Source organism: Acinetobacter sp. GW821-FHT01E09, assembly GCF_059422385.1.
The window spans coordinates 474,929-499,053 of the sequence record NZ_JBWKWU010000001.1; the positions used below are offsets into that span (position 1 = coordinate 474,929).

At 36.8% G+C, this 24,125-nt stretch carries 27 protein-coding genes; 15 read left to right on the forward strand and 12 right to left on the reverse strand.

Going from position 1 to position 24,125, the window contains the following annotated elements:
• Window positions 1–4 precede the first annotated feature (4 nt).
• Window positions 5–610 (forward strand): glutathione S-transferase family protein, encoded by a 606-nt coding sequence (locus AC07U8_RS02235; protein ID WP_315080099.1) that lies wholly within the window; start codon window positions 5–7, stop codon window positions 608–610.
• Between the two features lie 152 nt (window positions 611–762).
• Here the strand turns inward: AC07U8_RS02235 and AC07U8_RS02240 are convergent, their stop codons facing one another.
• From AC07U8_RS02240 to AC07U8_RS02250, 3 genes are all read right to left on the reverse strand, one after another.
• The gene (locus AC07U8_RS02240) at window positions 763–1,434 is read right to left on the reverse strand and encodes a DUF1345 domain-containing protein (protein ID WP_494737242.1); all 672 of its coding nucleotides are present in this window, start codon (window positions 1,432–1,434) and stop codon (window positions 763–765) included.
• Between the two features lie 125 nt (window positions 1,435–1,559).
• Window positions 1,560–2,468 carry a DNA-binding transcriptional regulator HcaR gene (hcaR, locus tag AC07U8_RS02245; RefSeq protein ID WP_315080101.1) on the reverse strand — a complete coding sequence of 303 codons (909 nt, stop codon included), beginning with the start codon at window positions 2,466–2,468 and terminating at the stop codon, window positions 1,560–1,562.
• Window positions 2,469–3,010: 542 nt separating this feature from the next.
• Entirely contained in the window at window positions 3,011–3,469 is a 459-nt protein-coding gene (locus AC07U8_RS02250; RefSeq protein WP_494737243.1) for a GNAT family N-acetyltransferase, read from the reverse strand.
• Between the two features lie 127 nt (window positions 3,470–3,596).
• Here AC07U8_RS02250 and AC07U8_RS02255 point away from each other — a divergent pair, with 127 nt between their 5' ends.
• From AC07U8_RS02255 to AC07U8_RS02270, 4 genes are all read left to right on the forward strand, one after another.
• Window positions 3,597–4,535 (forward strand): cation diffusion facilitator family transporter, encoded by a 939-nt coding sequence (locus tag AC07U8_RS02255; protein WP_004818752.1) that lies wholly within the window; start codon window positions 3,597–3,599, stop codon window positions 4,533–4,535.
• Between the two features lie 2 nt (window positions 4,536–4,537).
• A complete protein-coding gene (locus AC07U8_RS02260; RefSeq protein ID WP_224964663.1) occupies window positions 4,538–5,668 on the forward strand; it encodes an MBL fold metallo-hydrolase in 1,131 nt (376 codons plus the stop codon).
• 39 nt (window positions 5,669–5,707) lie between these two features.
• On the forward strand, window positions 5,708–6,226 hold the full coding sequence (locus AC07U8_RS02265; protein WP_494737244.1) for a hypothetical protein: 519 nt from the start codon (window positions 5,708–5,710) through the stop codon (window positions 6,224–6,226).
• A gap of 63 nt (window positions 6,227–6,289) precedes the next feature.
• On the forward strand, window positions 6,290–6,940 hold the full coding sequence (locus tag AC07U8_RS02270; RefSeq protein ID WP_494737245.1) for a hypothetical protein: 651 nt from the start codon (window positions 6,290–6,292) through the stop codon (window positions 6,938–6,940).
• A 2-nt stretch (window positions 6,941–6,942) separates the two neighbouring features.
• On the opposite strand, the gene AC07U8_RS02275 is transcribed toward AC07U8_RS02270, so the two are convergent.
• The 3 genes from AC07U8_RS02275 to AC07U8_RS02285 all read right to left on the reverse strand — a co-directional run bounded on the left by AC07U8_RS02275 (window position 6,943) and on the right by AC07U8_RS02285 (window position 9,397).
• Window positions 6,943–7,341: a DoxX-like family protein gene (locus AC07U8_RS02275; protein ID WP_209828124.1), complete on the reverse strand. Its 399-nt coding sequence runs from the start codon at window positions 7,339–7,341 to the stop codon at window positions 6,943–6,945.
• Window positions 7,328–7,774 (reverse strand): thiol-disulfide oxidoreductase DCC family protein, encoded by a 447-nt coding sequence (locus tag AC07U8_RS02280; RefSeq protein WP_494737246.1) that lies wholly within the window; start codon window positions 7,772–7,774, stop codon window positions 7,328–7,330. The genes AC07U8_RS02275 and AC07U8_RS02280 overlap by 14 nt, the downstream gene beginning before the upstream one ends.
• Window positions 7,775–7,876: 102 nt before the next feature.
• Entirely contained in the window at window positions 7,877–9,397 is a 1,521-nt protein-coding gene (locus tag AC07U8_RS02285) for a catalase (protein WP_494737247.1), read from the reverse strand.
• 683 nt (window positions 9,398–10,080) lie between these two features.
• Between AC07U8_RS02285 and AC07U8_RS02290 the strand changes: the two genes are divergently transcribed.
• From AC07U8_RS02290 to AC07U8_RS02310, 5 genes are all read left to right on the forward strand, one after another.
• Window positions 10,081–10,512 carry a PAAR domain-containing protein gene (locus AC07U8_RS02290; protein ID WP_494737248.1) on the forward strand — a complete coding sequence of 144 codons (432 nt, stop codon included), beginning with the start codon at window positions 10,081–10,083 and terminating at the stop codon, window positions 10,510–10,512.
• A 19-nt stretch (window positions 10,513–10,531) separates the two neighbouring features.
• Complete coding sequence (locus AC07U8_RS02295; RefSeq protein WP_494737249.1) at window positions 10,532–11,038, forward strand: PAAR domain-containing protein; 507 nt, start codon at window positions 10,532–10,534, stop codon at window positions 11,036–11,038.
• Entirely contained in the window at window positions 11,035–11,604 is a 570-nt protein-coding gene (locus AC07U8_RS02300) for a hypothetical protein (protein ID WP_494737250.1), read from the forward strand. Before AC07U8_RS02295 ends, AC07U8_RS02300 begins: the two co-directional genes overlap by 4 nt.
• A gap of 640 nt (window positions 11,605–12,244) precedes the next feature.
• A complete protein-coding gene (locus AC07U8_RS02305; protein WP_494737251.1) occupies window positions 12,245–12,646 on the forward strand; it encodes an NF045616 family extracytoplasmic (lipo)protein in 402 nt (133 codons plus the stop codon).
• Complete coding sequence (locus AC07U8_RS02310) at window positions 12,634–13,209, forward strand: hypothetical protein (protein ID WP_494737252.1); 576 nt, start codon at window positions 12,634–12,636, stop codon at window positions 13,207–13,209. The genes AC07U8_RS02305 and AC07U8_RS02310 overlap by 13 nt, the downstream gene beginning before the upstream one ends.
• Window positions 13,210–13,826: 617 nt before the next feature.
• Here the strand turns inward: AC07U8_RS02310 and AC07U8_RS02315 are convergent.
• Window positions 13,827–14,441 (reverse strand): TetR/AcrR family transcriptional regulator, encoded by a 615-nt coding sequence (locus AC07U8_RS02315; RefSeq protein WP_494737253.1) that lies wholly within the window; start codon window positions 14,439–14,441, stop codon window positions 13,827–13,829.
• An 80-nt stretch (window positions 14,442–14,521) separates the two neighbouring features.
• Here AC07U8_RS02315 and AC07U8_RS02320 point away from each other — a divergent pair, with 80 nt between their 5' ends.
• The gene (locus AC07U8_RS02320) at window positions 14,522–16,180 is read left to right on the forward strand and encodes an acyl-CoA dehydrogenase family protein (protein ID WP_494737254.1); all 1,659 of its coding nucleotides are present in this window, start codon (window positions 14,522–14,524) and stop codon (window positions 16,178–16,180) included.
• A 214-nt stretch (window positions 16,181–16,394) separates the two neighbouring features.
• Here the strand turns inward: AC07U8_RS02320 and AC07U8_RS02325 are convergent, their stop codons facing one another.
• The gene (locus tag AC07U8_RS02325) at window positions 16,395–16,589 is read right to left on the reverse strand and encodes a hypothetical protein (protein WP_315078044.1); all 195 of its coding nucleotides are present in this window, start codon (window positions 16,587–16,589) and stop codon (window positions 16,395–16,397) included.
• Window positions 16,590–17,453: 864 nt separating this feature from the next.
• On the opposite strand from AC07U8_RS02325, the gene AC07U8_RS02330 reads away from it, so the two are divergent.
• A complete protein-coding gene (locus tag AC07U8_RS02330; protein WP_004718115.1) occupies window positions 17,454–17,642 on the forward strand; it encodes a DUF7230 family protein in 189 nt (62 codons plus the stop codon).
• A 31-nt stretch (window positions 17,643–17,673) separates the two neighbouring features.
• Here the strand turns inward: AC07U8_RS02330 and ptsP are convergent, their stop codons facing one another.
• Window positions 17,674–19,968, reverse strand: a complete 2,295-nt coding sequence (gene ptsP, locus AC07U8_RS02335; RefSeq protein ID WP_004718112.1) for a phosphoenolpyruvate--protein phosphotransferase — start codon at window positions 19,966–19,968, stop codon at window positions 17,674–17,676.
• Window positions 19,969–20,045: 77 nt separating this feature from the next.
• Complete coding sequence (locus tag AC07U8_RS02340) at window positions 20,046–20,549, reverse strand: RNA pyrophosphohydrolase (RefSeq protein ID WP_004718109.1); 504 nt, start codon at window positions 20,547–20,549, stop codon at window positions 20,046–20,048.
• 184 nt (window positions 20,550–20,733) lie between these two features.
• On the opposite strand from AC07U8_RS02340, the gene AC07U8_RS02345 reads away from it, so the two are divergent.
• The gene (locus AC07U8_RS02345; RefSeq protein WP_004718108.1) at window positions 20,734–21,384 is read left to right on the forward strand and encodes an HAD family hydrolase; all 651 of its coding nucleotides are present in this window, start codon (window positions 20,734–20,736) and stop codon (window positions 21,382–21,384) included.
• Between the two features lie 178 nt (window positions 21,385–21,562).
• Entirely contained in the window at window positions 21,563–21,805 is a 243-nt protein-coding gene (locus AC07U8_RS02350; RefSeq protein ID WP_004718105.1) for a DUF2789 domain-containing protein, read from the forward strand.
• 118 nt (window positions 21,806–21,923) lie between these two features.
• On the opposite strand, the gene AC07U8_RS02355 is transcribed toward AC07U8_RS02350, so the two are convergent.
• On the reverse strand, window positions 21,924–22,781 hold the full coding sequence (locus AC07U8_RS02355; protein WP_004718104.1) for a LysR family transcriptional regulator: 858 nt from the start codon (window positions 22,779–22,781) through the stop codon (window positions 21,924–21,926).
• A 421-nt stretch (window positions 22,782–23,202) separates the two neighbouring features.
• Between AC07U8_RS02355 and AC07U8_RS02360 the strand changes: the two genes are divergently transcribed.
• Entirely contained in the window at window positions 23,203–23,841 is a 639-nt protein-coding gene (locus AC07U8_RS02360; RefSeq protein ID WP_494738572.1) for a UCP032817 domain-containing protein, read from the forward strand.
• Window positions 23,842–23,870: 29 nt separating this feature from the next.
• On the opposite strand, the gene AC07U8_RS02365 is transcribed toward AC07U8_RS02360, so the two are convergent.
• Window positions 23,871–24,119 carry a DUF2061 domain-containing protein gene (locus tag AC07U8_RS02365; protein ID WP_171252552.1) on the reverse strand — a complete coding sequence of 83 codons (249 nt, stop codon included), beginning with the start codon at window positions 24,117–24,119 and terminating at the stop codon, window positions 23,871–23,873.
• Between the last annotated feature and the right edge of the window lie 6 nt (window positions 24,120–24,125).

Here is a 24,125-nt window from a genome sequence, read left to right on the forward strand (position 1 = left end):
AAAAATGGGCTTAAAACTATATACCAATGCGCAATCTAGAGGTTTGGTTGTTGAATGGCTACTGATTGAACTAGGTGCTGAATTTGAAAAAATTGAGTTGGCTTATCACACTGAAATGAAGTCAGAATCTTATCTAAAGATTAACCCATTTGGCAAAGTGCCCACCTTAGTCGATGGCGATGTGGTGATTTACGAAATGCCAGCAATTTGCGCATATTTGGCGGATAAATTTTTTGATCAAGGGCTTGCACCAGCGTTGGATGATCCAAAGCGTGGCTTGTATTTTCGTTGGTTATTCTTTGCTGCTGGCCCGTGGGATGCAGCCAACACAGATCGTGCATTAAAGGTTGAGATTACCAACGAGCAAAAAATGCATATTGGCTATGGAAACTTTCAGGACACCTATACCGCTTTAATTCAGGGCTTGGAGCAGGCTCAACCTTATCTATGTGGTGAGCAATTTACGGTAGCCGATGTGTTTGTTGGTTCCATGCTATTTTGGCAATTAAAGATGGCAGAGATTGAAAGCCATCCTGCAATTGAAAAATATCTTAATTCAATCAAAAGTCGAAAAAACTTAAGAAATAATCAAGCACTTTTTAGAGACTAAAGCATCAACACAAGGCAAACTTAGCATGATCTCGTGCTAGGTTTGCATTGCAATTTTTTAGTCGCATTCAAGCGCAGAAAAATTATAAAACTTTGGATATTGGCTTTTTTTGGACATTGGCTTTTAATGTTAAGCTTCTATTTTTACTTCAGTTAAATAAAACCTGCGGCAACATTAATACAGATCGCCAAAATTGTGGTGTTAAATCCATACGCCAAAAGGATATGTAGAATATTTAAAACCCGCATCGAGCGAGAAGTAATCGATACATCTGCTGTTTGCGCAGAAGTACCAATGACATAACTAAAATACAAAAACTCAGGATAAGTTGGTTTCGGCGTTTTTGGAAAGTCCAATCCACCATCCTGATGATTCTCTACTGCCAAATAAAAGTCATGTGCATAGTGAATAGCAAAAATGGTATGCATAAATAACCATGCAAAAATGATGGTAAAAATTGCTAAGGCGATATGTCCTGCTTTAACCCCAGTCACATCGGGCAAATGTGCCAATTCAATAATAATGGCAATAAAACACATGATGAGTGAGAACACTACCAACAGCAAAATGATCCATTTGCTGGCATACTGTTGCTGAGCACGCTTTAAAATATGCGCTTGATTGGTTGCCCAGAGCATTTTCATGGTCAGGATCAGATAAATCAGGATGGCAATATTCCAACTAAATAGCAAATTGGTTGACCATTGCCAATCTGTACCCAGAGACATCCCCGTATATACAATTGCAGTGAGTAGAAAACTAATAAAGAAGTATGGGCGAGACTGAATACCTGATCGAAATTGGTGAAATGCACGTCCTAGCATGATGGACACCGCCTGAGTTAAATATTGAGATGTATTTGTACAAAGAAAATGGAGATCAGTTTTATCGGTTTAAGCTGTCATATTTAAAAAAATAATGCTGCGGTCAATTTTTTGGTGCAGTGACCTTATTCTTGCTCTAAACGATTGATATCCAGATAAAACACCTTAGTTAATAATTCAATAAATTTTTGTATTGCAATAGAGTCAGCACTTTTCCGATAGCTTACATACAAGTCTAGATAGGGAAGCTCAATCTCTAAAGGTCGAATGACGGTGTTATTGTTGATCAATGGCGCAATATAACTTGGCAAAATTGTACAGCCTAAGCCCGCTCCAACTGAGTTAATATTCAATGAAATATTGTCAGCTTTTTGGACGATATTCAATTCAATATGATTGTGTTTGGCAAACTCTAAAATGGTGTTGTGCAAAGTCGTGGATTGTTCTTCAGCAGGAATAATAAAATCGATCCCATTGAGCGCTTTAACAGGGATACGTTCATACTTGGCTAAAGGGTGATCTTTGGGTAAAACAAAAATTAACGGTTCACGGAGCACAAATTTACTTTCGATTTCATCATTATGAAAATTGTGCCTGCTAAAGCTGATATCTAGCTCACCCTTTTTTAATGCGCGCATTTGTTCAAGGTTATTTAAGCTCAATAATTCAATTTTTAGCTCAGGATTTTGTACCCTTAAATTCGGTAAGATATAAGGGAAAATCTTTATTTCAGCCACGGGTACAAACCCAATCCTTAACAATAGCTGTCTGGCTTTGGAGACCTGTCTTGCCATAGCAACAGCCTTATCGGCTTGTGCTAAAGTTAAGCGTGCTTGCTCCAGAAAAACAGCACCTTCTTCAGTAAGTTCAACTTTACGCTTGGTCCGATTTAACAGCCGAACACCGACATCTTCTTCAAGATCTTTGATCTGCTGGCTGAGTGAGGGTTGTGCTGTATAAAGTCTCAATGCTGCTTTGCTAAAGTTGAGTTCTTCAGCCACAGTAATGAAGTATCTCAGATGTCGTAATTCCATATAACGCGTCCAAAGAATAATCCAAAAAATGTCTTACTAATATTTTCAAAGAGTATAATCTATAAACAACTGTCAGGTGAAGATGATTATAGTATTTAGAAAATAAATGAACTTTTCAAAAGCATTGTTATTTTAATATAGAAAATAACATGGCGAATAATTGATAAAATATCTTAATTAAAACAAAAAATATTTCTCTAAACCCCAGCCAAAAGTAATGATCTGTACAAAGTTAAATCAATTTATCTATGCCCCTTACTTGTCATAAGCGTGCTTGCAGGAATGAAAGAATTGATATCAAGGCTTGGATTAATCTACATAGAGGATGTATCTCGTCATCAATCTATAGTGATCCAAATTTATATGAAGGAACACTTGAAAAGTGTTTGATTGCACTGGTTTAAGTTGTTGCAATCTGTCTGATAGACATGATCATGCTGATGATTGCTAAAACCGACTTGGAAATAGGGGGGAGTCGGTTTTATATGCATGGATTCTAAAGTTGATGAGGGTGTTTATGATATCACTTTATCTCAAAATGCTTAGACGGATGGCTGCTTTAGTTTCAAATGCAAAATTGGGAATGGATTACCTTCAGCATCAAGTTCCGAACGCGCAATTTGCTGGAAGTTATGTTTTTTATAAAACTCCAGAGCACGAATATTTTGTTCGTTGACATCTACCTCATGGGCACCTAATGCCAAAGCTTTTTGAATGAGCATGGAACCGATGCCTTGATCAAAGAATTTAGGGTCAATAAATAACATTTCAATCTTTTGATAAGCCAGTCCCATAAACCCAGCGATTTGACCTTCACGTTCCACATGAAACAATCGTACATGATCAAAATAATGATGCTGAATGATGAGCGTTTTAATTTGTAAGATATGTTGTTCGTTTAAAAAGTCATGAGTCGCACGTACAGAAGCTTCCCAAATTTTTAATAATTGTGGATGAGACTGCGACGGAGTATCTAGAATATTGGTTAAATTGGGTTCCATAAAAGATTCACTCAATTGTGAAAAGCAACAAAAAATAAAGAAAAATCACAGATAGTTTCGCTAATATGAAGCAGGACAGATATAAAAATCAAATAGATGTATTTGATGATAAAAAGCAGGACAATAAATGTCAGATTCCAACAAAATTGTTGTATATGCAGCACTTTTGGGCAATTTAGCCATTGCTCTAGTTAAGTTTGTTGCCGCTTATATTACAAATAGTTCGGCAATGCTCAGTGAGGCGGTCCATTCAGTTGTAGACACTTTAAATGAAATCTTATTGTTGTATGGTTTAAAAAAATCACAGCAGCCTGCAAATTATCATCATCCCTTTGGTTATGGGCGAGAGTTATACTTTTGGGCCTTTATTGTCGCATTGTTGGTTTTTGCTTTAGGTGCTGTGGTTTCAATTTATCAGGGTATTCAACATATTCGTCATCCAGAAGTTATACAATCTCCATTGGTCAACTATGTGGTACTCGGATTTGCACTGCTTTGTGAGGGAACTTCATGGTTTATTGCGTTGAAAACATTTAAAAAGACCAAAGGTCAAATGGGCTATTTTGAAGCATTTCGTCGCAGTAAAGATCCGACAACCTTTACTGTTTTATTTGAAGACTCAGCAGCTTTAATTGGCTTAATCATTGCATTGCTGGGAATATTTTGTGCTCAGCAGTTTAATTTACCCGTTTTAGATGGTGTGGCTTCGGTACTGATTGGTGTTGTCTTAGCCATCTCAGCCCTGCTTTTGGCAAGGGAAACCAAAGGCTTGTTGATGGGGGAAACAGCAGATCCAAAACTGCGTCATAATGTATTGAAAATTGCTCAGGAAGATCCCGCCGTGTATTCAGCAAATGGCGTACTGACTGAACAAATGGGTGCACATCAGGTGATTGCTTCTTTAAGCTTAGAATTTAAAGATAGTTTAACTTCAGATGATATCGAAGCCTGTGTGAACAGAATTGAAGCAAAGATTAAAAGTATTCATCCCGAAATCGTGGCATTATTCGTGAAGCCACAAACACAGCAAGTATGGCTTGAAAGAATGAAAGGGCGTTTAGAGTAATCATGTCGAAACAAGAGCCAATGGTCCGTCTTGAAGATACAACGGTACAAGACAACACAATGCAAAATAAGACTGTTCCATCTCAGCAAGTTCAACAATTGCATTATCGAATTGATACTGAAAATTGTCTGTCACACACATGGTATAAACCTGTATTTAGTGTGATTGGTTCAAATCAACACAATGGTGAACGGTTCTTTAATGAAGTACGTAGACCACAAGGTCGTAGCCGTTGGGATTTGATGAAATGGCTGGGCACCCGAAAATCATATACTTGGAATGTGGATACTCAAAAAGAATCATCAGAATTTTATGCAGCAAAACGCGTATTACCTCAGAATCGACCAGATGCTGATGAGCATGATTGGCAAATCTGGTTTGTGAGCCATGCGACTGTACTGGTTCAAATTGGTCCCTATAACTTTTTAACTGATCCTGTTTGGGCCGACTATGTCAGTCCAAAACATGGGCGTGGACCAAAACGTGTGATTCCTGCTGGAATTGCTTTAGAGCAATTGCCAGAGATTCATGCAGTTTTACTCAGTCATAATCACTATGACCATATGGATTTAGCCTCTTTAAGATGGTTACACAATAAGTTTGCCATGCCAATCTATACAGGTTTGGGCAATGCCTGTTACTTACCTAAAGAGTTCCATGTGATTGAGATGGACTGGTGGCAATCTGCATTATTTAAAAACTTAAAAATTATTTATACCCCAGCACAGCATGGTTCGGGTCGTGGTTTACGTGATCAGAATATTGCATTGTGGGGTGGTTTTTCTGTGGTATCGCAACATGGTCATTTCTTCTTTGCTGGTGATACGGGATATTCACCGCATTTTAAAGAAATTCAAAAACGGTTAGGTTCACCGCGAATTGCGTTATTGCCAATCGGTGCGTATGAACCAAGAGCGTTAATGAAATATATGCATATGAATCCACAAGATGCTTTTCAGGCGCATTTAGATTTACAAGCCAAGCGTTCTTTGGCAATTCATTACCGTACTTTCCAATTGACGGATGAAGCACGGGAACAGCCTGAGCAGGATTTACAAAAGGCCATGAAGAATTCATCAAAAATGGTTAATCCATTCTACTGTATTCGTGAAGGCCGTAAATTGGTGGTGTAGTAGGCCCTTATTGAGCCATAAAAATTGAGAGAACTAAAAATGATAAAAATATTATCCAGTACTTTGTTGTTTTGTTTGGTGATGAGCTCAGTCGCTGCAAAATCTATAGACCTAACTCAAGCGGCTAAGGCGGATTGTGTTTCAGACGAGCCATGTGTTGTTGTAGATCAATATGCAACAGCCAAAGATTTTGAACATGAGGATTATACGAAAAGTATTAAGCCTTTAAATGAAAAATATGATTTGGAAACGGGTGATGAATGGAAATTAATTTATCAAAATTCAAATACTCAATTTTTTGAAAGTATCACCACAATATCTGATGGTAATCAACTTATTCAAGCTTGGGTTAAAAGTGCTAACCCAAAAAAACAGTTCATGATTAATTATTATCAAGTATTGTGTAAGGATCAGACATTTACACGGCTAGAACAGTTTAAAAGTCAGGACGATAAAAACTATAAACTGGTTAAAAAGGTCGAGCATTATCGTCAAACACAACCTTTTAGTCAGGCAGGTGAAATACTTCCAGTTTTGCAAAAGCTGTGTCAGGATTAGGAGGTATTTACCAAACTAAAAAATAGTGTTGATTCCTGATTGAAAAATCAAGGGAGATGAATAATGAAAATAATCCAAACTTTATTGATGCTACTGGCATTATCCAGTACAGCTTTTGCTGAGACTCAAAATATACAAATTAATCAGAGCAAGTTTGAGTTGAAAACAGTGATGAATCAAGATGATGTTGATTTATTACGTAAAGATATTGAATTATATCGAAATAATAAAAAGTTGCTCACGCATACAATATATTCAACCAGTGGTGACTGTAGTATTACCCAAATAGAATTGGGCGATTATGAGGTCAAAGATAACAATATTATTTTTTATAGCTATTGGGCTTCGGGTGATCGGCAGGGACTTTGGACCTATCCTTATGGTGTGCGCAAACAAACCTATACTGTGGATGCAAAGGGTAAAGTGAAATTAGTCAGTGCTGTAGTGTATGTTGAAGATATTTTGGGTGATCCGCTTAGCACAAACCCAGATGAGGAATACCTTCAATTTTTGCATACCGCTCCCAAAACCAAACAACAACAACGTGCACTGTATGAATATATTCAAACCATGCAAAGTGATTATAAAGGTCGATTTGTGCATGGGCAGGAACGGGCGCGCTTAATTCAAGAAGTGAAAAGCAAACTCGCTAAGCAAATTGCCACTGAAACCAAAGGATGGAAAGAGGAGTTTGGTACAAATGTGCGAATGTAAGTTTATTCGGCTTTTTGAGCATTGAAAAGTTGAATTGCGACAATAGACAGTGCAGCCATTGCAGTATTCATGATGAACGGGTTAAAACCCTGCGCAAAATAGTGGGGATAAACGATCGCTACAACCAGTAAAAAAAACAGCATCGCGATGATATTTAAATAATGCAGAAGCTTTGATTGTCTAAAAATAAGAAATAATCCACCAAATATGATTTCTCCAAATCCTGAGAGCTCAATAAGTCTAGGAATGGGCAGCAATTGAATCCCTGTAAACTGCCAAAATTGTTGCTCTTCGACAACTTTATATATGATTTTAGGGATGAGGCCCTGATAGAACCATAATACAGCCAGTGAAATATGAATGGTCAAAAGGGCATTCTGAAGTGCTTTAGAGTTTTGCATCAATGCTATGTTCCAAAAAATGTTTTTTATTTTCAGATGAAGGCAGTAAACACTGCGCAGTAGTACCAAATAAACGATAGCGATTTAAAGCGACTCGGCGGTATAGAAAATCTCGGATAAATTTGGGTATCCCATAACCCATTTTTAAATATGAAAAGGGTTGTCCTAAGCTTTCAATCACTTTTAAAAATGCAGTGGATTCACTATAGGCTTGCCCATTTTTAATCACCAACATGCTCTCAAATTGCTCAGTGGGCATTTGGTAATGTCTTAAGATGTCTTGCCCTAAAGGTGATTGCACCGAAGTTAATTTAAATTGTGCCTGTGTATCATATTTGATTAAAAACTTTGCCCAGCCATTACATAACACACAGATTTCATCAAATAAAATGATGTCATGTTGTTGAATTATCGCTTCAATTTTCTGTTGCATGGCTTTACTCACGATTGGGAGTTTCTTCAATATAGTGCATTTATACAAAATAAAAAACCGCCCGAAGGCGGTTTCTATTGAATGACTTTTATTGAGCTAGGCTTATTGAAAACCAGGATGACCTTTGCCAGGATCGCTATCACGTGCAGCTTGTGCATCTGCAACAGTTAAGCCCAAGGCTTTTGCCACGCCTTCACCATAGGCTGGGTCACATGCATAACAGTTACGGATATGACGATACTTAATAAAATCAAGTGCATCACCCATCGCACCCGCCGTATTATCAAACAGTGCTTGTTTTTGCGTATCATTCATTAAATTGAATAAAGCACGTGGTTGGCTGAAATAATCCGAATCATCTTGGCGGAAATCCCAATAATCTGCATCACCACTGATTTTTAATGGTGGTTCTTTAAACTGAGCTTGTTCCTGCCATTGGCTAAAACTATTCGGTTCGTAGTGAGGTAAACCGCCATAATTTGTATCGACACGGCCTTGACCATCACGGTGATTAGAATGAACAGGGCAACGTGCAGCATTGACAGGAATTTGTTGATAATTCACACCCAAACGGTAGCGTTGAGCATCGGCATAGTTAAATAATCGCGCTTGCAACATACGGTCAGGTGAAACACTGATACCTGGAACTAAGTTACTTGGTGCGAAAGCCGATTGCTCTACATCAAGGAAGAAGTTTTCAGGATTTTTATTCAGCTCAAACTCACCCACATCAATCAGTGGATAATCTGCATGAGGCCAAACTTTGGTCAGGTCAAATGGATGATAAGGAACTTTCTCTGCATCTGTTTCAGGCATCACTTGAATTTGAAGCTTCCATTTTGGGAAGTTACCATTTTCAATCGAATCAAATAAATCACGTTGGTTACTTTCACGGTCTTTAGCAACAACCGCTTCCGCTTCAGCATCGGTTAAATTTTCAATGCCTTGTTGGGTGCGGAAATGAAATTTGACCCAAAAACGTTCATTGTTTGCATTGATAAAGCTGTACGTATGACTACCAAAACCATGCATATGGCGGAAGCTTTTTGGAATACCACGATCAGACATCACAATTGTCACCTGATGCAAAGCTTCAGGTAATAACGTCCAAAAATCCCAGTTGTTGGTTGCACTACGTAGATTGGTTTTAGGGTCGCGTTTTACGGCTTTATTTAAATCTGGGAATTTACGTGGATCACGCATGAAAAAGACGGGAGTGTTGTTCCCAACGAGATCCCAGTTACCTTCTTCGGTATAGAACTTAAGTGCAAAACCACGGATATCTCGTTCTGCATCTGCTGCACCACGTTCACCAGCGACAGTGGTGAAGCGTGCAAACATTTCTGTTTGTTTGCCAATCTGTGAGAAGATTTTAGCGCGTGTGTACTGGGTAATATCGTGAGTTACGGTAAATGTACCAAAAGCACCCGAACCTTTTGCATGCATTCTGCGCTCAGGAATCACCTCACGTACAAAGTTGGCCAGTTTCTCGTTTAACCATAAATCTTGTGCCAGTAGAGGACCACGTGCGCCTGCCGTTAAACTATTTTGGTTGTCTACAACAGGTGCACCAAAAGCCGTTGTCAGGTGGGTTACAGGACATTTTTTTGAGTCTTGGCTCATTCTATTTCTCCATTTTTAATTAATCATGTATTCATTTTTGAATAGATGGAATAGATAAAGAATATTCGCTATTACATGACATTAACCGTAATTGAAAAACCAATATAGTGAACAATTGTTAAATCTAATTGATCTAAAAATAAATGATTTGTCATTTATTTTTAGAAACAATCCACTGGTCTATATCTGCTTTAAAATACTGTTGTTTAAGGAAGAGCAATCAACGTTTTAAAGCGATAACTTTACTTTAGAGTGATTTTTTATATTTGTGAAATTGATAAAAATATTATTATTGATTTGTTTTGGCGATTAATGGGGCAAAACTTTGTGTGGTGTGAAGTAAGTGATTTTATATAAAACTGTTTGAGCGCATTTTTTACGACACTGAAAGCCTATATAGAAAGTTTTGAGTAGATAGATCTAGTTTTTTATTAAATTTCGTATAAACTTATACTGTGTTTATTTACTACAATGTATATTAAATTTTATTTAACTATTTTTACTGATATAAACAAACATATGTATCTAAAAATTAAATGCCTCCCTCTCTAAGTTGCAAGGGTTAGAGGTTTTTACTAAAACAAGAATTTATTTGCCAAATATTCTCAATTTTATCATTCGAAATATGGCTCAACTATTTTCTTTTTATAAAACAAACAACAAGATAATTATGGAGTATAACCATGAATCATAAGCTTTTTTTATCTCAACTTTCTCAAGATGAGATATTGAAATTTTCTACTGACGAAATTCAACAGCGTATATTGGCTGAACAAGAATTTATAAATAAACAACCTCATAAGAATTTTTTAGCAGCAACACATGGCTCCAAAACTAAAAATGGTGGGTTAGTTAAAGCAAGTATTCATCAACGAGTGAAAGCAGAAGACCACCTTATTGCCGCAGTAGGGGATGAAGCCATTTATCAAGATGGTTCACGCTCTAAAATCATTTCAGGCGCTGGTGAGGAAGGGAAAATCGAAGGTTTTGAGGTAGCGCTTGTTGGAAGCCGTTTGGAAAATGGTGATGAAATTATCGAAAGTCTACAATCAAGTTTTGTATTCCGTTTATATGCGGATCGAGCAATTCCTAAAGACTTATTGAATCATGATTAATTTTTAAAGGGGGGAAATCATGGCTAAAGGTTTTGCGATAGATCACTCTATGACTGATCATGGTGGAATTATTAGGGCAACTCAAATGAACGCTTCTCAAATGGGGAGCTTGTTTTTAGTTGCAGGTGATGGACATTTTTGTCCTAAATGTAAGTGTTGGTCGAAAATTATTAAAAGTCACGATCATATTATTTTTGACGGTAAAGCGGTTGCTTATGTTGGTGATCAACTCACTTGTGGGGCAAAAATTTTACCAAAGCAAGATCATGTTGTGGGGGATAGTGGTAGCCGCTCAGGAGTTTTGGATAACTTGAGTAATATTGTTACCAAATTGAAATTTGATGAACGTATACAACTTATAGATAAAGATGACGATTCTATTTTAGCCTTTATTCCATACTATTTAAAAAATTCAAAAACAGGAATAGTCGTAGCAAAAGGTACAACTGATCATAATGGCTATACTGAAAGATTTTTTACAGAAAAAGCTGAGGATATAGACATATATATAGGAGAGATAGAATGAGCCAAGGAACATGTACCACTAATCAAAAAAATAATTCCATACATGAACAAAAAGTTGGTTTAAAAGAATATTTAATTTCTATTTATTATCAAAGTCCTAAAAAAGATGATGATAAAGCATTTAAACGAGCTTCAAACCATTGTTTATCTAAACTTAAATTGAATAATTGTGGTGAAAATTTTATTTTTAAAGAATACCAAATTACTACAGGGCCAGATTTTAAAAAAATTTGGACTGAAATATTTTCTGAATTAAACAAAAGTGTAGCGAAAGTAAAGGAGATGCATATTTTTAGTCATTCTAGTAAAACAGATGGTGGGAATGATGGTTTAGAATTCATAAGTGTTGTTGATTCTGATAAAAACGTTATAGAAGATGCTACTATCTCTTTTGGAGAAATTTCACAATTAGAAAAATTACGTTGGTCTCCCAATGCTGATCTTATTCTGCATGGATGTAATACTGGTGTAAGAGGTGTACATCCTCAAGCTATTGCAGATGTATTTGCTATAAGACAAGAAAAATGTAGAGTTCATGGTCAAACAGGATGGGGGGTATTTTTCTAAAACTGAGGGCTTTTATACAAAAGCTACTCCTAATGATAAAGAGCTTTATTTATGGGCATACAGTCGAGGTAGAAATAACTATCTTGGAAATTTAGAAACAGCTAATAAAATGCCTGCATTAATAGTGGAAAAACGGAAATAGTTATATGAATTCAATAAAAAAATATTCTGATTTAATATCATATCTAAATTTAGTTGCTATATCTTTAATTTATATTAACTCTTACTTGTCTAAAAATAATCATCATGCTTTTTCAGTAGACACTATTTTTTTAGTATTTTCTTCATTCTTATTAGTTATATCTTTAATATTGAAAAGAAAGAAATCTATATTTACTAATATTTTATCAATAATTCTTAGCGTAATGATGAATTATTATAATATCAGTATAAGCTATCAAGATTGGATTGATAGAGAGCAACCGTCTGCTTTTACTAAATAGAATATCATATCCAAAAATCTATAATTTAATTTTGCTTAAGTGGGTTTTATATATGCAAAATATTGGTTTATCTGTCTAATTTTATTATATTTTTTTATTCTGGTGGATGTTCAAGGATAACGCTTTTTATAAATTTCATTATTAAAGTGGAGTCGTAGAATTTTATTTTTATGGAGTTACTAAGAAAGGTTTAGTTTATGAAAAGAATATATCTCATAGTTTTTGCATTGACTATATGTAACATAGCTAAAGCTTCACCAGAAAAGCCTTTAAATGCAGTACTTAAGGAGAATAGTGTTTGTATATACACCAATGATAAAAGAAGTTCTCCATATAAGGGGAGAATATATGTATATATGGGGAAAGCATACCCAGATAAAAATTACAAAACTTCTTATAGTAAATTATATACAAATATCAGCTCACCAATAGAACAATTAGATTGCATTGGTATTGATGTATCTCATTTTAAAAGTAATGTGCCATATGATATTTCACTAGATATGCGACCCCCTTACGCAACTCGAATATGCCTTGATAAGGCTATAAAACCTTTTGTAATAAAAAATGTAGTGAATGGTTTTGAATGCGAAAATTAATTTTTCTATGTATAGCATGCTATCTTACGGCACTTCATGTCTATGCAGAAGAATTACAATACATTAGTGATGGAAGAATCCATTATTATTGCAATGATAAAAAATCAAATTTCTATTTTTCTGCTGAACAACAAGGATCATTTTTAAAAGATTTTAAAGAATATAATATTGATGTGGATTCATTATTGATTAGTAAAGAAGATTCCGAGGGAAACATTACACGATTAGGAAGCAAAAAATCTATACACCAATGTGGGGCTATAAAATTAGTTGTTGAAAGTGGCTTCTATAATGCCAATACTCAGGGAATGTTAGGCTTACTAGATTATCCTCTTATGTCTATTTCTATCAATGGCAAAAGAGTATTTGATAAAAATCCTTTAAATTTATGTGCTTCCAGTGGTTCACGCGCGATATGTCCAACTGATTTTTCTGTGCAATCTATAGAGATAATCAAAGTTTCTCGTGATTTATATCAAGTAACATTCACAAAAGCCTTGCCTGTAAATAATGGTGATAGTTTTAAGTTAAAAAAAGAAATTATGATGTTAAAAGCCAAATAAGATCTTCACTCAATTATCTTATATTCCAAAATCCATGCCTTAATTTTGCTTAAGTTGGGGTTTTATATATGCAAAATAACAGTTTATCCAACTGGTTTATTTAAATAATTTCCACTGAAAAATAGCTCAACCAATAAGGTCTATGTAAGTAACATTATCGCAATAAATACAATATAAAGCATTGATAAAAATAAAATATTACGATTCCATGCCATTCCTAAATTACGGTAATGTAGATCTGCATTTTCCTCAGTATTTGAACTAAGGTATGCGAGAGAAAGCCCGATTAAACTAATACAGGTACAGAGAAAAGCAGCACTTACAAACAAAAGTTCATATAGTGGTCTTTCACAAATATGAGTAAATTTACAAGACTGACTTGCTATATAAATAGAATAAAAAATGCTTGCCGCAATAATAAAAATATTAAGTATTGCGCAATAGTAAGATGAACGACTAAGTTTTGATGATTCTCTGTTAATTTGTTCTGGCTCTTTCATTTTTTTCAAGAAGTTTAAACGAGACTAGACTGGCTTATTTTATTACTTTTTTAGAGAAAGCGTTCTTTTATAGGCAAGATATTATTTAAAAACCAACATACTAGGCGTTATGTAAAATTAAAGTAACTTGATGAGCAGCTGAACCATATCCGCCTCCAAAACTTTCCAATCCTTAAACTCAGGCTCGATCAACAATGTCTGCGAGACAAAACCATAGCAAATTCGTTGTACATTTAGACTCATCTGTTTGAGTTGTTCATCATCCTGAATAAAAGGTTTCAGCATGTTTTGCCACATCTCTACCATCATGGCATAACTTTTTTGATATGTTTCAATACTAGAAACCTGTCGTTCTAACAAGAAAGACTGGGCCCATAAAAATTGTTGTGCTTGAATTTGCTCAAGTTGAAAATGAATGATTTGCTGTAAATAGCTTTGAAAATCTGATTTTGTGGATAAGTCATACACGCTTTGTGCATAACTTTTTAAGACTTCTGCATTGCTTTTTACATGTTGGTGAATAGTTAAAGCAATCAAATCTTCCTTTTTAGAAAAATACTCATAGAACGTCCCTAAACCCACACCAGCAAGATCGGTAATTTCACGAATGGTAATTTTATTGGCAGGATGTTCATGTAAAAGCCGAACAAAACTTTCCATCAACGCTTCTTGCGTGATACGTGCCCTTGATTGGCGTGGTTTACGACGCACATTGATTGCAGGTAAAGCCATAAAAATAATCCGAACATCCTTGAAGGTATTTTCTTCTATACTGAATGCAATTGGTTAAAACAACAAGACAGGAATTCAGGATGAACACAGCAGAGAATTGGCAAACACATGAAATCAGCAATCAGTTTGACGAACTGCAAAATTATAATTTATTGACTACAGATCAAGTCTTACAAGAAATTTTGCAACGTTATGGCAGTCAGGATCAGCAACGCCTAACTGAATTCTCACAGATTGCGGGTTCTACTGAATATTATGAATATGCCGATTTGGCCAATCGACATACTCCTGAATTACATAGTTTTGATGCTCGTGGTCGCCGTAAAGATTTTCTAGAATTTCATCCTGCATGGCATAAATGGATGCGGCTAAATCGACAATTTGACACACACGCACATCCATTTAATCATCCACAATCAAGTTCAAAATGGGTCGATTGGGCGGCTCGATTTTTCCTGAGTGGACAAGTCGAGTGTGGCAATCTATGCCCTAATTCTATGACGTTAGGCAGTATTCCCTTAATTCAAAATGAACCTGAATTGTGGGCAAAAGTCGGTGAAAAGCTCTTATCGACTGAATACGATGAACGTGACATTCCGATTTCTCAGAAAAAATCAATTTGGCTGGGAATGGGGATGACAGAAAAGCAGGGTGGGTCAGATGTACGTGCCAATGAAACACGGGCTGTTCCTGTGGCTGATTCGGGGCGTGGGCAAGCATATTTACTGACAGGACATAAATGGTTCTTTTCCGCACCGATGTGTGATGCACATTTAGTCGTGGCAAAAACTGAACAAGATGGATTGGCCTGCTTTTTTGTACCGCGTTGGCTGGAAGATGGGACAAAAAATCCGGTTCAAGTACAACGACTCAAAGATAAAGTGGGTAATCGCAGTAATTCAAGCTCAGAAGTTGAATTCAAACATGCTTGGGGCATTATGATCGGTGAAGCTGGGCGCGGGATTCCCACGATTATTGAAATGGCAAACTATACACGTTTGACCTGTTCAGTCGGTTCAAGTGCGATGTTACGTCAGGCTTTGGTGCAATGTATTGCCTATACCCGTCAGCGTAAGGCCTTTGGTAAACATTTGGCGGAACAACCGTTGATGCAAGCGGTATTGGCGGATTTAGCCTTGGAAACAGAAGCAGCCATGCAATTGAGTTTTCATCTTGCGCATTGCTATGAGAGTGATGATGAATTATCTCTGGCATGGAGACGAATCATGACACCAGCAGCAAAGTTCTGGGTGTGTAAGCGTGCTGTGGAGTTGACGGGTGAGATGATGGAAGTCTTCGGTGGCAATGGTTATGTCGATACAGGAATCATGGCGCGTATTTTTAAAGAAGCCCCTGTAAATACTATTTGGGAAGGCTCTGGTAATGTGATGTGTTTGGATGTATTGCGTGCAATTCAACGTGACCGTGAATCAATTGAAGTCTTATTTAAATCATTTGCACAAGTTGCAGCTCAAGATTCAATTTTACAAGATGAATTACAAGCTTTATTTAAATTATTTAGTGGCTTACAAGCAGATGAATTGCAATTTATGGCACGTAGCTTAGTCAGTCGTTTGGTCATCTTGGCACAAGCTATTTTGCTGAAACAACATGCACCAGATTTTGTTGCGGATGCTTTTATTGCAACACGTTATAGTGCGTTTTATGGACGCGTGGTCGGAATGTTAGATGCACAAGCTGTGGATGTAAAACGTTTGTTAGATAGAGCTTTAGCTTAATCCCTTCGAAAACGCAAAAAGCGGCATTATGTAAATAATGCCGCTTTTTTTTAAGCTACTTTTATCAAAGTTCAAGCTTGGGATGTGTAATCGAAATTACTTTTGTTTTTTAAGCTTTTTTTTGAGCTTTTTCAATTTACCTTCGTGTTTGGATATTTTTTCCAAACGTGCTTTGATTTTCTGTTTTAAAGATTTAACTTGCTTAGACATCATGTTACTCCTTAGTTTGAGTATCCGTTGGCTGATGTTTTTTGATAAAACTACGGATAAATTTTCTTAACTCACGTGCTGCACTGGTATCTATCGTTTCACAGAGTTGTAAAAACTGGTCACGCTCAGCACTGTTAATGCGAATTAAGAGTTGCCCATCTTTTTTATTCACCTTTGTCTTTTTGGGTAATTCAGCCATGACGTATTTATCCCCAAAGGTGATAATTCAAAAAATGTATATACAATATATATGCATTTTTTGAGTTTGGCAAATTTATATTGTTGAAAATATTTAATATTTTTGTTTTTTATTGAAAGTTGTTGTAATTAAGTTTTTATTTCAGTAAATAAGTTGTTGTTATCGCGGTTGTTATCTTTTAATAAAAACTTGTTTGTGAAAGAGAAATCAACAGTAGCTTGCAAGTGTTTATTTCAAATTTATAGTCAACCTGTCAAAAGGCTCATACTAAAGAAGCTAATTTCTCTTAATTAAGATTTTTAATTAAATCAATTGTATGGAAAAATGTCTGAATATAAAAAAGCTTGTAATGCCATACTTTACATTCAAAGTTTAAATACCTTTGCGTAGGCGATGCCTCCCTTTTTAGAGATAAAAAGGGACAAAAATCTTTCGTTGAGCGAGGGGTACATCCTATACCCCCGCTCAACGGCGACATCCATATCGCCATGCGATAGCTACAGCTTGTATGATTCAAAAAGGCAAAAAACCAATTGATAACGAATAGTTTTTTAAAAATTTATACAAAAATATAAGCTTTATTTCTGATCAATGACTGAATGCAAATCATTTGTATGAATAATTAGGTGGTTTGACTATATTTGAAATTTACAGGCTCTCAGTTGTTCGAAACTCAGAATTCAGTTAATGCTTTTAGAATAAACAGTAAAGAGTAGTTTTTCGAGATTTCGAGTCATTTGATTTAGCTTGACATTAGGGAGTTGTGCTTTGTACTTATGTTTTTATATACTTGTATTCTACACAAAAAAGCGTAATATCAGATTCCCACTGATCAAGTGGTATACAACAAAATAGGTAAAGAAAATGGCAAAGAAAAAAGCAATGCCAGAGGTTGTGATTCACAACTTTGTGGCCAAACACATGCATGAAGTCAACAAAAGCCAAGTGTTTGTAGATCGTAAAAAGAATGCAAAACGTGGTTATGATAAACACAAAAAAGGTCGATATTCTGATGATTATCGGCCTTTTTTGTGGACTGCAATTTTTGCTTAAATAATTATAAAAATCTAATAAAAATAAATAATTAAATATTGACTAGACGATTCGATTTCACCATATCAGCCAAACCATGATGTTTAAAGTAATACTCCATCCAGCTCTTGACCATGAGTGGGTTATTCATCGCAATCACTTCTTCTAATAGCTTTTGTGCATCTGTCATCGATACATGACAAATCGCTTTACGCACACGCAGAATATTACTTGAACTCATCGACAGGGTATTGAATCCCATTGCCATAAGTAAGATAGCTGAGAGTGGGTCGCCTGCCATTTCTCCACAAATACTGATCGGTTTTTCATACTTATGACATTCTTGAACCAAACGCGTTAAAGCGCGGAGTACAGAAGGGTGGAAGTGTGAATAAACACTGGATACACGTGGATTATTACGATCAACTGCCAATAAATATTGAATCAAGTCATTTGAGCCGACTGAGAAGAAATCGACCAATTCAGCAAATTCACCAATTTGTAAAAGTACACTCGGTACTTCAACCATAATCCCGATTTTCGGTTTGGCGAAGTTAACTTGCTCTTCTTCTTGAACCGCAATCCAGTCACGTTCCAGTAAGTAAAGTGCTTCTTCTACTTCACTGACACTGGTGACCATTGGCAATAAAATATGCAGATTGTTTAAGCCGATACTGGCTTTTAACATTGCTCGGATTTGTGAGGAAAAGATTTCAGGGTGATCGAGGGTAAAACGAATGCCACGCCATCCTAAAGCTGAGTTTTCTTCTTCAATTTGGAAATATGGTAGGTCTTTATCCGCACCAATATCAAGTGTACGCATCACCACAGGTTTGTTGGCAAAGTGACTCAGCTGTTGACGATAAATCGCACGCTGTTCTTCTTCGCCAGGGAAGCGTTCACGCAGCATAAATGGAATTTCAGAACGATAAAGCCCTACGCCTTTTGCACCACGTTGAACCCCACGTACCACATCAATCATCAGACCAGTATTTACATACAGCTTTACAGCGACACCATCAGGGGTAATGGCATCTTTGGTTTCGTATTGCTTTAAATCTTTGGCAATTTGTTCTTCTTCTTTTTGGATCTCTTTATAACGTGTACGTAAACGACGTGGTGGATTGACAAAAACCCGGCCTTGATAAGCATCGACAATCATTTCAACATCATCAAGCGTATTTACCGGCAGCTCAGTAACACCCACCACAGTTGGAATACCGAGAGCACGGGCGACAATCACCATGTGTGAGTTGGCAGCCCCTTCAGAGGTTACAATCGCGGCGATTTTATCTACAGGAAGCTCAACCAAAGCAGCAGTGCTGATCTCATCTCCAATTAAAATACTTTCAGAGGTGATCTCTTTATGGCTGGTATCACCTTCTTGTAATGCTGCGAGGATTCGGCGTCCCAAGTCTTTTAAATCAGATACACGTTCACGTAAATAGTCATCTTCCATTTGTGCAAAAAGCGCAACATGGCGTTCAATCACATTTTTAACAGCACCTTGCGCCCAGCTTCCATCTCGAATAATTTCTTTAATTTCAGCAGGTAGGGCATTTTCATCCAACATACGTAAGAACACGCTAAATAAAGCACGTTCCTCCGCCATGAGTGAATCTTGCATTTTATCATCAAGCGATTGAATTTCATTGCGTACAGACGCAATAGCTTGGTCTAAAAGCTTAAGTTCTTCACTGATATCATCCGCATCACGGTCTGGAACTGAAGCTAAATCTGCCGGAGGGTAAAGGATGATGGCACGCCCAAGTGCAATGCCGCCTGCACCAGATGAACCTTGGAAGGTCTTGTAGTTAGATGAATTGCTGGGTTTACGGAAAACATCAATATTACCCACTGCATGTGCATGAGCAATTACCCCAGAGAGTTGCGCACATAAGGTCACCAGAAATGATTCTGCTGCCTCGCTAAAATCTTGAGGTTCGGTGTTCTGAACCACCATCACGCCCATCACTTTGCGGCGATACATGACTGGAACACCAAGGAACGAGTTATAGATCTCTTCCCCTGTCTCGGGGAAGTAGGCAAACCGTTCATGTTTAAACGCATTGTCTAGGTTGACAATCTCTTCACGTTGCCCCACTAAACCAACCAAACCCTCGCCAAGTTGTAAGGAAACTGTCCCCACAGATTCTTGGTTTAAGCCTTTGGTTGCCATAAGTACATAACGTTGGTTACGTTCATCTAAAAGGTAAATAGAGCAAACATCAACATGCATGGCTTCGGAAACTTGATTGACCATGATTTCCAAAGAATCATGCAAACTGACTGACGCATTGATCTCTTGTACAATACGTCTTAATGTGTCCAGTTGCATGTTCGACATGGATGTATGCTCCTAATTTAAGCTATGTTTTAAAGCGACTTCATCAGTATTATTTATAACAGTACTACCTTGAAAAATCATTCATATTTTGAAGAAATTTCAGCTGTATATTGCGGCATTCGCATACATAACTCCATCATCGCTTTACGATAAACATCTCGTTTAAAATTCACCACTTGTCCAAGCGGATACCAGTAACTAACCCATTGCCATTGATCAAACTCCGGCGGGTCAGAGAGATTCAACTGAATATGTTTCGTTGAAGCTGTGAGTTTCAGTAAAAACCATTTTTGCTTTTGTCCAATACAAATCGGATCGGAATCCGAGCGAATGTATCGAAGCGGCAAACGATAATGCAACCAGTCATCTGTCTGGGCAATAATTTGGACATGTTCGGGTAGGAGCCCAACTTCTTCTCGTAGTTCTCTAAATAGAGCTTGCTCAGGAGTCTCTCCAAACTGGATGCCTCCTTGAGGAAATTGCCAAGCATTGTGTCCAATGCGTTTTGCCCATAAAACTTGTCCAATATCGTTTGCCAAAATGATCCCGACGTTGGGTCGGAAACCTTCTGAGTCGATCATTTGGCTACCTAAAATTTGTTAATTTCATTTGACTTTATATATGGGGACATACACTCTTTTGTCCAACTCGATAAAGTCAAAGTAATAATGTTTTAAAATTGCTATGATCTTAACGAATTTCTATCGACTAGCGGTGATAGATTTACAATTTTTTTCTTAAATTTCAGTTTAAACGAGTATTTTCATGGAATTGGCGCTGTTTGACTTAGATCACACCTTATTAAATACAGATTCTGACCATTCTTGGGGAGAGTTCTTAGTCAATGAAGGCTTGGTCGATCCAGTCCGACATCGTGCGATGAATGATCAGTTTTATGAAGACTATAAAGCAGGCAAGCTTGATCCAATTGCTTATAATGAATTTGTCTTTGAGTTTCTTACTCAACACGATAATGATTATTTAACTGAATTACATCAGTTGTTTATGCAAAAAGTGATTCGTCCACAAATGCGTCCAGCTGGTTTTGCCGCGATTCAAAAACATAAAGATTTAGGCCATGCGTTGGTTGGTATTACGGCAACCTCAGATTTTATTACAGCACCTATTTTCCGTGAATTTGGTATCAGCGAAATTATTGCGACCAATGCTGAAATAAAAGATGGCAAGTACACGGGGAAAGTGATCAATATTCCATGTTACCAAAAAGGTAAATTGGCACGTTTGGATCAATGGCTCGATGGTCGTACTGTCACTGAATCATGGGCTTATTCAGATTCGATTAATGATCGTTTTTTATTGGAATATGCTGACCATGCGATTGCAGTAAATCCTGATGATCGTCTTGAGCATCTGGCAAAAGAACAGGGTTGGGATATCCAAGATTGGTCGATTTGAGCTGGGCTGATTATTGTGATTTAAAGCAGTGTCGATCACTGCTTTTTTATGGCTTGATTGTTTTGTCAAGAATGAGAAGTTTTGTAAATATTTTTATAAATGAAGATTTTGTACTTCATTTATAGTGTAAAAATGCTATGTTGATTTGAGCACTTTTAAAACTGACGGAGATTATATAATGAGCCAGACACGTCCAAGAATGACCAATTTATTTGAACAACTCGGCTTGGATTCTAGCGAAGAAGCAATTCAAAGTTTTATTGAAAATCACCAGTTGGATGCAGATACTCTAATTACAGACGCATCTTATTGGAGTGAGGGACAACGTCAGTTTCTTGCTGAAAAAATTAAATCTGATGGTGAATGGGCATTAGTGGTTGATCAGTTAAATGAGTCTCTACATGAAGACTCAGTAAAGTAAAAAATTGTGCAATGAAGACTTTATAAGGGAATGAAGGGAAAGATAAGTACGACTATCCCTGTGTAATATGTAAATCCCTTATCTTGAGTAACAAGATAAGGGATTTTTATTGAAGGGATTATTTCATCATCTCAATCAATTCCTGTACAGCTCTAGACTGGGTACGTCCAGGATGCCAAACCATACCCAATTGGCGGTTCATTTCAAAACGAATATCAAGTTGTTGTAAGTCTTGATTTAACAAGGTTTTAGGTAGAACAGACCAGCCTAAACCAATGGAAACCAACATCCGAATAGATTCAAGCGGATTATTGCTCATGGTAATTTTTGGCTTTAAACCTTTCTTTTCAAATTCTGCCAAGGTGATTTGACTGGTATAAGTCTGTGCTGCTGGCAATAAGCTCGGGTATTCAATCAGATCTTCAAGCTTAAGGTTCTTTTTTTGTGCCAAAGGATGAAAAGGTGCAACCACGAATACCAAAGGATCATTCCAAATCGTGATATAACGCAAACGCTCATCACCTTGTGGCGGAAGGGTTAAAAATGCCAGTTCTAAATCCCCAGCAAGCACTTGTTCATGCGCTTGTTCAGAGTCCACAAAATGTACATCTAGTTTGACTTCAGGAAAGTGCTGTACATATTTTTTTAAATGCTGCGGTAAATGGTGTAAGCCAATATGGTGACTGGTGCCAATCTTGAGTTTTCCTCGAACTTCACCTTGCTCATGACTCAGGGTATGGTGAATATCTCCCAATTCATTTAACCAGTTTTTTACTTTAGGTAATAATGAATGCGCTGCATGTGTGGCTTGAACACCACGACCTGCAGACTCAAAAAGTTTGACGCCGAAATATTCTTCTAAGCTATGTATGCGTTTGGTGACAGCTGGCTGAGTAATAAACAGATGTTCTGCTGCCATAGAAATCGAACCAGTTTCCATAACTTTGACAAAGGCTTCAAAAGCAGCGAGATTCATAATATTTCCATCCATAAAGAATTTTTATGCGTAATTCATTATTTAGAAAATTTAAGAATTAATCAAAGTAATTTTCAAATTTTTTTATTTTTAGCAAAGTGATTGGTTCTATTCGTGCTTTGGAAAAATTTTAATACAACTTTTTACTATACAATTTAAGCAAAGCTCATTTATAGTCAGCGCATAAAAACAACAAAAGGAAAGTTATTTGAATCAACCAACAAACACCACCATTCACTATTTTCAACAACATACTAGAAATACCTTCTCTAAAACTTGGCTTCGATTTTTTACCACGATACTGATATTTTCTGCTCTAGGCTTAATCTTTGTATATTTTTTCAATATCTATTTCCCCATCATTATCATCGCTATTCTCAGCATAATTTGGTTGAAGCTTCGGTTAAATCGCCTAAGAAAAATGCAAGAGTTGGAGAATTTTAAATTTCCAAATCGTATTTGGCTTGCTTTTAAACAAAGACATCCAAACATTCGACAATCTTCTTATCCATTGATTGAAGAGGGTTTTAAAGACTATTTAGCAATTCATTTGTGGCGTAGGGGAGCTTATGCAATGCCTTCACACTCAGTGGATGCGTTATGGCATATATTGATTGAAGAATTTGATGACTTTTATCAGTCCATGAGCCAACGTTTTTTAGGTTATGAACTGATTCATAAACCGCATGATTTACAAGTAACAGAATCACAGCGAGCTGCTCAAAGACAGCAATTGTTCAATACTTGGCATGGGGCTTGTGCTTTACATGGATTGAATCCACAAAACACACAGGTCTTACCTCGAATTTTTCAGGTTGATGCCCATGTTCGATGGGAGCGGGGTTTAATTTTTAGCTTACCGTTTATGATGACAATGTATAGCCAAATGATGAGTTCAACTTCAGATTTTCCACAGGCTTCTGCAACATCGTCATGTTCTTCTAGCTCATGTTCAGGATCAAGTTCATCCAGTGATTCGAGCCATTCACATAGTACAAGTTCTGATTCATCTTCCTCTTGTAGTAGTTGTAGCAGCTGTGGAGGAGGCGGTGGTGATTAGCAGCTCCAACCACAGAAAATATATCTGATTTAGACTTTAATTTCAGTGCTTTGTGCTGCCTTTTGGTCTCGTTTATTCCAAGCCTTTTCATGGAAAAAGAATGCAAATGCTTGTACAGTCGGTTCAAGTAAACTTAATGTCACAGCCATCCAAAAATTACCAGTCACCGCATAAGCAACCAGCATTGCTACTGTGATATGCATGATGTAATAGCTTAAGGTTTTTTTGAAAACACGTTGATTGCTTTGTAGGAAATTTTGGATACTCGCCATGAGAATCACCAC